This is a genomic window from Nocardioides humilatus (genome assembly GCF_008373755.1).
Lineage (GTDB): Bacteria > Actinomycetota > Actinomycetes > Propionibacteriales > Nocardioidaceae > Nocardioides > Nocardioides humilatus.
The window spans coordinates 1,157,001-1,165,887 of sequence record NZ_VUJV01000003.1 but is presented as its reverse complement, the minus strand read 5'-3'; the positions used below and the strand labels follow the sequence as shown (position 1 = coordinate 1,165,887).

The window sequence follows — 8,887 nt, the reverse complement described above, 5'->3', positions numbered from 1 at the left end:
GCTATTGGTTGGCGCCCTGTTTTCGTGTATCGTGGCGCATTGCGCCTGCCCTCAGATGCGCTTCGGCCTACCCGGTGGCCGTCGTGTGGTGGGAGGCGCCATTAGAGAGCGAACCCGTCGAAGGACAACTCTTGGCCGCGCGCACCGCCCCCGGTAAGTCCCGCATCTCCTTTGCAAAGATCAGCGAACCCATGGAGCTCCCGAAGCTCCTCTCGCTCCAGACCGACAGCTTTGACTGGCTCGTCGGCAACGAGGCCCACCAGGGTCGTGTCGAGGCGCGTATCGCCGCCGGCGAAGACGTCTCCAGGAAGTCCGGTCTGACCGAGATCTTCGAGGAGATCTCGCCGATCGAGGACTTCTCCGAGACGATGTCGCTCTCGTTCGAGAACCCGGTCTTCTACGACCCCAAGTACACCGTGGACGAGTGCAAGGAGAAGGACCTCACCTACTCCGCTCCGCTCTACGTCTCGGCTGAGTTCACCAACAACGAGACCGGTGAGATCAAGGGCCAGACGGTCTTCATGGGCGACTTCCCGCTCATGACGCCCAAGGGCACCTTCGTCATCAACGGCACCGAGCGCGTCGTCGTCTCGCAGCTCGTCCGTTCGCCGGGCGTCTACTTCGAGCGCACGGCCGACAAGACGTCCGACAAGGACATCTTCACCGCCAAGCTGATCCCGAGCCGGGGTGCCTGGCTGGAGTTCGAGATCGACAAGCGCGACATGGTCGGCGTCCGTCTCGACCGCAAGCGCAAGCAGAACGTCACGGTGCTGCTCAAGGCGCTGCAGGCGATCGCCGAGGACACCGGCGAGGCCTACGACTACGACGCGGTCATGGCTGACCTGCGTCAGTTCGAGTCGATCCAGCTGACCGAGGAGAAGGACAACACCCAGGGTCCTGACGACGCGCTGCTCGACATCTACCGCAAGCTGCGCCCGGGCGAGCCGCCGACGCGTGAGGCTGCGCTGACGCTGTTGAAGAACTACTACTTCAACCCGAAGCGCTACGACCTGGCCAAGGTGGGTCGCTACAAGATCAACAAGAAGCTCGGCGAGGACCAGGCGTTCGACCAGCAGACGATGACGATCGCCGACATGGTGTCGACGATCCGCTACATCGTGGCGCTGCACGACAACCGGGCTGAGCTGGCGACCCCGCAGGGCACGTTGGAGATCTCTCCCGACGACATCGACCACTTCGGCAACCGCCGCATGCGGACCGTGGGCGAGCTGATCCAGAACCAGCTGCGCACCGGTCTGGCCCGCATGGAGCGTGTCGTCCGCGAGCGGATGACGACCCAGGACGTCGAGGCGATCACGCCGCAGTCGCTGATCAACATCCGCCCGGTCGTCGCTGCGCTCAAGGAGTTCTTCGGCACCTCGCAGCTGTCGCAGTTCATGGACCAGACCAACCCGATCGCCGGCCTGACGCACAAGCGTCGCCTCTCGGCGCTCGGCCCCGGTGGTCTGTCCCGCGACCGCGCCGGCATGGAGGTCCGTGACGTCCACCCGTCGCACTACGGCCGCATGTGCCCGATCGAGACCCCTGAAGGTCCCAACATCGGTCTGATCGGCTCGCTCGCGTCCTACGGTCGGATCAACCCGTTCGGCTTCGTCGAGACGCCTTACCGCAAGGTCAAGGCCGGCAAGGTCACCGACAAGATCGACTACCTCACCGCTGACGACGAGGACCGTTACGTCATCGCGCAGGCCAACGCCGTGCTCGATGCCAACAACAAGTTCGCCGACGAGCGCGTGCTGGTCCGCCAGCGCCGCGGTGAGGTTGCCGAGGTCCCGGCCGACGAGGTCGACTACATGGACGTCTCGCCGCGCCAGATGGTGTCGGTCGCGACGGCCCTGATCCCGTTCCTCGAGCACGACGACGCCAACCGTGCCCTCATGGGCGCCAACATGCAGCGTCAGGCCGTTCCGCTCATCCGGAGCGACAGCCCGATCGTCGGCACCGGCATCGAGTACCGCGCTGCGGTCGACGCCGGTGACGTGCTCGTGGCCGAGAAGGCCGGCGTCGTGCAGAACGTGTCGGCCGACCTCGTCGAGGTCATGAACGACGACGGCAGCTACCAGACCTACAAGCTGGCCAAGTTCCGTCGCTCCAACCAGGGCACCTGCATCAACCAGCGTCCGCTGGTCGCTCCGGGCGCCCGCCTCGAGGCCGGCTCGCCGATCGCTGACGGTCCGTGCACCGACCAGGCCGAGATGGCGCTGGGCACCAACCTGCTCGTGGCGTTCATGCCGTGGGAGGGTCACAACTACGAGGACGCGATCATCCTCAGCCAGCGCCTGGTGCAGGAAGACGTCCTCACCTCGATCCACATCGAGGAGCACGAGGTCGACGCCCGCGACACCAAGCTGGGTCCGGAGGAGATCACCCGGGACATCCCCAACGTCTCCGAGGAGATGCTGGCCGACCTCGACGAGCGCGGCATCATCCGCATCGGCGCCGAGGTCACCACCGGTGACATCCTCGTCGGCAAGGTCACCCCGAAGGGTGAGACCGAGCTGACCCCCGAGGAGCGGCTGCTCCGCGCGATCTTCGGTGAGAAGGCGCGCGAGGTCCGCGACACCTCGATGAAGGTGCCGCACGGTGAGTCCGGCACGGTCATCGGCGTGCGGGTCTTCGACCGCGAGGACGGCGACGAGCTGCCCCCGGGCGTCAACCAGCTGGTGCGCGTCTACGTCGCGCAGAAGCGGAAGATCTCGGTGGGTGACAAGCTCGCCGGTCGCCACGGCAACAAGGGCGTCATCGCGAAGATCCTGCCGATCGAGGACATGCCGTTCATGGAGGACGGCACCCCGGTCGACGTGATCCTCAACCCGCTCGGTGTCCCGCGACGGATGAACATCGGTCAGATCCTCGAGCTCCACCTCGGTTGGCTCGGCAAGCAGGGTTGGCACATCGACGCCGACCTGGCCAACGAGGAGTGGGCCAAGCGCCTGATCGCGATCGGTGCCGACAAGGCCGAGCCCAACACGAAGGTCGCCACGCCGGTCTTCGACGGTGCTCGCGAGGACGAGATCATCGGTCTGCTCGGCGCGACGCTGCCGACGCGCGACGGTGTCCGCCTGATCGGCTCCGACGGCAAGGCCAACCTGTTCGACGGTCGCTCCGGTGAGCCCTACACGGACCCGGTCTCGGTGGGCTACATGTACATCCTGAAGCTCCACCACCTCGTCGACGACAAGATCCACGCTCGCTCGACCGGCCCCTACTCGATGATCACCCAGCAGCCGCTCGGCGGTAAGGCCCAGTTCGGTGGCCAGCGCTTCGGTGAGATGGAGGTCTGGGCCATGGAGGCGTACGGCGCCGCCTACGCCCTCCAGGAGCTGCTGACGATCAAGTCCGACGACGTGCCCGGTCGCGTCAAGGTCTACGAGGCCATCGTCAAGGGCGAGAACATCCCCGACTCCGGAATCCCCGAGTCGTTCAAGGTTCTCGTCAAGGAGATGCAGTCGCTCTGCCTCAACGTGGAGGTGCTGTCGCAGGACGGCACGGCCATCGAGATGCGCGACGCGGAGGAAGACGTCTTCCGTGCCGCCGAAGAGCTCGGCATCGACCTGTCGCGTCGCGAGCCCTCGAGCGTCGAAGAAGTCTGACGGTGATGGCGGCGCGCCCTCGGGCGCGTCGCCACCCTGAAGTCCCCAGCCTCACTTTCAAAGAACAAACGAAGGACAGCAGCCATCGTGCTCGACGTTAACTTCTTCGACCAGCTTCAGATCGGCCTGGCCACTGCGGAGGACATCCGCGGGTGGAGCCACGGCGAGGTCAAGAAGCCGGAGACCATCAACTACCGCACGCTCAAGCCCGAGCGTGACGGCCTCTTCTGCGAGAAGATCTTCGGTCCCACCCGGGACTGGGAGTGCTACTGCGGCAAGTACAAGCGCGTGCGCTTCAAGGGCATCATCTGCGAGCGCTGCGGCGTCGAGGTGACCCGGTCCAAGGTGCGCCGCGAGCGCATGGGCCACATCGAGCTCGCCGCTCCCGTCACCCACATCTGGTACTTCAAGGGTGTCCCGAGCCGGCTCGGCTACCTGCTCGACCTGGCCCCGAAGGACCTCGAGAAGGTCATCTACTTCGCGGCCTACATGATCACCGCCGTCGACGACGACGCTCGCCACCGCGACCTGTCCTCGCTCGAGGCCAAGGTCAGCCAGCAGCGCAAGATGCTCACCGACCGCCTCGACGGTGCGATCAACGACCGCGCCAAGAAGCTCGAGGAGGACCTCGCGGCCCTGGAGGCCGAGGGTGCCAAGGCCGACCAGAAGCGCAAGGTCAAGGACGGCGCCGAGCGCGAGATGGCGCAGGTCCGCAAGCGCTCCGAGCTGGAGATCGCTCGCCTCGAAGAGGTCTGGGACACCTTCAAGAACCTCAAGGTCCAGGACCTGATGGGTGATGAGGTCCTCTACCGCGAGATGAAGAACTGGTTCGGCAAGTACTTCGAGGGCCACATGGGCGCCACGGCGATCCAGAAGCGCCTCGAGAGCTTCGACATCGCCGCCGAGGTCGAGTCGCTGCGCGAGACCATCGCCACCGGCAAGGGCCAGCGCAAGGTGCGCGCGCTCAAGCGTCTCAAGGTCGTCGACGCGTTCCGCAAGACGGGCAACAAGCCGCAGGGCATGGTGCTCGACGCCGTCCCGGTCATCCCGCCGGACCTGCGCCCGATGGTGCAGCTCGACGGTGGCCGGTTCGCGACCTCGGACCTCAACGACCTCTACCGCCGCGTGATCAACCGCAACAACCGGCTCAAGCGACTGCTCGACCTGGGTGCGCCGGAGATCATCGTCAACAACGAGAAGCGGATGCTCCAGGAGGCCGTCGACTCGCTGTTCGACAACGGTCGCCGTGGTCGCCCGGTCACCGGCCCGGGCAACCGGCCGCTGAAGTCGCTGTCCGACATGCTCAAGGGCAAGCAGGGTCGTTTCCGTCAGAACCTGCTCGGCAAGCGCGTCGACTACTCGGGTCGTTCGGTCATCGTCTCGGGTCCGCAGCTGAAGCTGCACCAGTGTGGTCTGCCCAAGCAGATGGCCCTGGAGCTCTTCAAGCCGTTCGTGATGAAGCGCCTCGTCGACCTGTCGCACGCGCAGAACATCAAGTCGGCCAAGCGGATGGTCGAGCGCGCTCGCCCGGTCGTGTGGGACGTCCTCGAAGAGGTCATCACCGAGCACCCCGTGCTGCTCAACCGTGCGCCCACGCTGCACCGCCTCGGCATCCAGGCCTTCGAGCCCCAGCTGATCGAGGGCAAGGCCATCCAGATCCACCCGCTCGTCTGCACCGCGTTCAACGCGGACTTCGACGGTGACCAGATGGCGGTCCACCTGCCGCTGTCCGCCGAGGCCCAGGCCGAGGCGCGGATCCTGATGCTGTCGACCAACAACATCCTCAAGCCGTCCGACGGCCGGCCGGTCACCATGCCGACCCAGGACATGATCATCGGTCTCTACTTCCTGACGACCGACACGGAGGGTGCGCCCGGCGAGGGCCGCGCGTTCTCGTCGGTCGCCGAGGCGATCATGGCGTTCGACCGGAAGGAGATCCTGCTGCAGAGCGCGGTCAAGATCCGGTTCACCGACGCCGTCGTCGAGGGTGCCGTCGAGGGTGAGCCGATCATCCTCGAGACCACGCTCGGTCGGGCCCTCTTCAACGAGACCCTGCCGGCCGACTACCCGTTCGTTAACTACGAGGTGGGCAAGAAGCAGCTCGGCGCGATCGTCAACGACCTCGCGGAGCGCTACGGCAAGGTCGTCGTGGCCGCATCGCTCGACGCCCTCAAGGACACCGGCTTCCGCTGGGCCACCCGCTCGGGTGTCACGGTCTCGATCGCCGACGTCACGACGCCGTCCAACAAGGCCGAGCTGCTCTCGGGCTTCGAGGCCAAGGCCGCGAAGATCCAGACCCAGTTCGAGCGTGGTCTGATCACCGACGACGAGCGTCGTCAGGAGCTCATCGAGATCTGGACCGAGGCCGGCAAGCAGGTCGGTGACGCGATGGAGAAGGCCTTCGACAAGAAGAACCCGATCTTCATGCAGGTCACCTCCGGCGCCTCCGGTAACTTCAACCAGATCCGCCAGGTCGGCGCCATGCGAGGCCTGGTGGCCAACCCGAAGGGCGAGATCATCCCGCGCCCGATCAAGGCCAACTTCCGTGAAGGCCTGTCGGTGCTCGAGTACTTCATCTCGACCCACGGTGCCCGCAAGGGTCTGGCCGACACCGCGCTGCGGACCGCCGACTCGGGTTACCTGACCCGTCGTCTGGTCGACGTGTCGCAGGACGTCATCATCCGTGAGGACGACTGTGGCACCGAGCGCGGTCTGCCCAAGGTGATCGGTGTCCGCGGTGAGGGCGGTGTCGTCGTCAAGGACGAGAACGCCGAGACCGCGGCCTACGCCCGCACGTCGGCCGTCGAGGTCCTGCACCCGAGCACCGGCGAGGTTCTCGCCGCTGCCGGTGACGACCTCGGTGACGTCAAGATCGCCGAGCTGATCGAGGCCGGCATCGAGGAGGTCGTGGTCCGCTCGGTCCTGACCTGCGACGCCCGCACCGGCACCTGCGCGAAGTGCTACGGCCGTTCGCTGGCCACCGGCAAGCTCGTCGACATCGGCGAGGCGGTCGGCATCATCGCGGCCCAGTCGATCGGTGAGCCCGGCACGCAGCTGACGATGCGTACCTTCCACACCGGTGGTGTGGCCTCGGCCGACGACATCACGCAGGGTCTGCCCCGTGTGGTCGAGCTCTTCGAGGCCCGCACCCCCAAGGGTGTCTCGCCGATCTCCGAGGCCGCTGGCCGGGTGGAGATCGAGGAGACCGACAAGGCGCGCAAGGTCCTCGTCACCCCCGACGACGGCAGCGAGGTCAAGGAGTACGTCGTCTCGCGGCGCTCCCGTCTCCTCGTGGGCGACGGCGACCACATCGAGGTCGGCCAGATGCTCACGCAGGGCACCCCGGACCCGAAGGAGGTGCTGCGGATCCTCGGTGTCCGGCGGACCCAGCAGCACCTCGTCGACGAGGTCCAGGAGGTCTACCGGAGCCAGGGTGTGTCGATCCACGACAAGCACATCGAGATCATCGTGCGGCAGATGCTGCGCCGGATCACGGTGCTCGAGTCGGGCGAGACCAACCTGCTCCCGTCCGACCTGGTCGACCGGGGTCGTTTCGAGGAGGAGAACCGTCGCGTGGTCTCCGAGGGCGGCAAGCCGGCCTCGGGTCGTCCCGAGCTGATGGGCATCACCAAGGCCTCGCTCGCCACGGAGTCGTGGCTCTCGGCGGCCTCCTTCCAGGAGACCACCCGGGTGCTCACCGACGCCGCGATCAACGCTCGCTCGGACTCACTGCGTGGTCTGAAGGAGAACGTGATCATCGGCAAGCTGATCCCCGCCGGCACCGGCCTGGAGCGCTACCGCGCCATCCGGGTGGAGCCGACCGAGGAGGCCCGCCAGGCCGCTTACGCGGTCACCGGCTACGAGTCCTACGACTACGAGTTCGGCACCGGCGGCCAGGCTGTGGCCCTCGACGACTTCGACTTTGGTTCCTACCAGAACTGATCGATGCTCGACGCGCGGCCCCGTCCACCGAGAGGTGGGCGGGGCCTCGTGCTTTCTGACCTCCTGAGAGAATGGGTGACATGACCACTCCGCAGCGCACTGACGTGCTCGTCGTCGGCGCGGGGCCCGCGGGCTCCTCCGCCGCGGCGTGGGCGGCGCGCCTCGGCGCGGACGTGATCCTCACCGACGCGGCGGTCTTCCCGCGCGACAAGACCTGCGGCGACGGGCTGACGCCGCGCGCGATCCACGAGCTCGAGAAGCTCGGCCTGACCGACTGGGTGCGCGCCCACACGGTCAACCAGGGTCTGCGCGCGCACGGCTTCGGGCAGAAGCTCTACCTCGACTGGCCCGGCGGGCACCTGCCCAGCTGGGGCAGCGCGATCGCCCGCACCGAGCTCGACGACTACCTCCGCACGACGGCCATCAAGGCGGGCGCGACCTGCATCGACGGCGCACGTGCGGTCGACGTACGCATGGAGGGCGGTCGGGTCGCGGCTGTCGTTTTCGCGCAGGGTTCGCGTGGGGGAGAGCGGTTCGAGATCCAGTGCGAGCGGCTCGTGGTCGCCGACGGGGTGCGTTCGCCGCTCGGCAAGCTGCTCGGCCGTGAGTGGCACCGCGACACCGTCTACGGCGTCGCCGGGCGGGCCTACGTCTCCTCGGGCATGTCCGACGACCCGTGGATCAGCTCGCACCTCGAGCTGCGTGACGAGGGCGGCAAGGTGCTGTCGGGCTACGGCTGGATCTTCCCGCTCGGCACTGGCGAGGTGAACATCGGCGCCGGCACCCTCGCGACCGCGAAGCGGCCCGCTGAGGTGGCGATCAAGCCGCTGATGCGCCTCTACTTCGACCAGGTCCGCGACGAGTTCCAGCTGGAGGGCGACCTGCGCGCCGAGGCCTCGGCGCTGCTGCCGATGGGCGGCGCGGTGTCCAACGTCGCCGGACCCAACTGGGCGCTGATCGGCGACGCCGCAGCCTGCGTCAACCCGCTCAACGGCGAGGGCATCGACTACGGCCTGGAGACGGGCCGGTGGATCGCTGAGCTGATGACCGAGCAGCCGCACAGCGATCTGGCCATCGTCTGGCCGGCCGTGCTCCGCGAGCACTACGGCGAGTCGTTCTCCATCGCGCGGCGGCTCGCGGGGCTCGTGACCGTGCCACGGCTGCTGCCCGCCCTCGGACCGGTCGGCATGCGCTCGGACCTGCTGATGACCCTCGCGCTGCGCTGGATGGGCAATTTGGTCACCGACGAGGACCGCGACCGCTCCGCACGGGTGTGGCGGTGGGCCGGTCGCAAGTCCCTCGCCCGCGATGCGCGCCCCCCGTTCTCCTGA

The 8,887-nt window shown here is 67.2% G+C and carries 3 protein-coding genes; all 3 read left to right on the top strand.

The window, feature by feature from the left end; genetic code table 11:
• Positions 1-131 precede the first annotated feature (131 nt).
• The 3 genes from rpoB (at position 132) to F0U44_RS13340 (ending at position 8,887) form a co-directional block, all read left to right on the top strand.
• The gene (gene rpoB / locus F0U44_RS13350) at positions 132-3,614 is read left to right on the top strand and encodes a DNA-directed RNA polymerase subunit beta (RefSeq protein WP_149728750.1); all 3,483 of its coding nucleotides are present in this window, start codon (positions 132-134) and stop codon (positions 3,612-3,614) included.
• Positions 3,615-3,701: 87 nt separating this feature from the next.
• Positions 3,702-7,556 (top strand): DNA-directed RNA polymerase subunit beta', encoded by a 3,855-nt coding sequence (locus tag F0U44_RS13345; RefSeq protein WP_149728749.1) that lies wholly within the window; start codon positions 3,702-3,704, stop codon positions 7,554-7,556.
• An 80-nt stretch (positions 7,557-7,636) separates the two neighbouring features.
• Complete coding sequence (locus F0U44_RS13340; protein WP_149728748.1) at positions 7,637-8,887, top strand: geranylgeranyl reductase family protein; 1,251 nt, start codon at positions 7,637-7,639, stop codon at positions 8,885-8,887.

What these genes read in the sequence shown, in the direction of transcription:
- F0U44_RS13340 (WP_149728748.1), top strand. Translation starts at nt 7,637, where the DNA reads ATGACCACTCCGCAGCGCACTGACGTGCTCGTCGTCGGCGCGGGGCCC.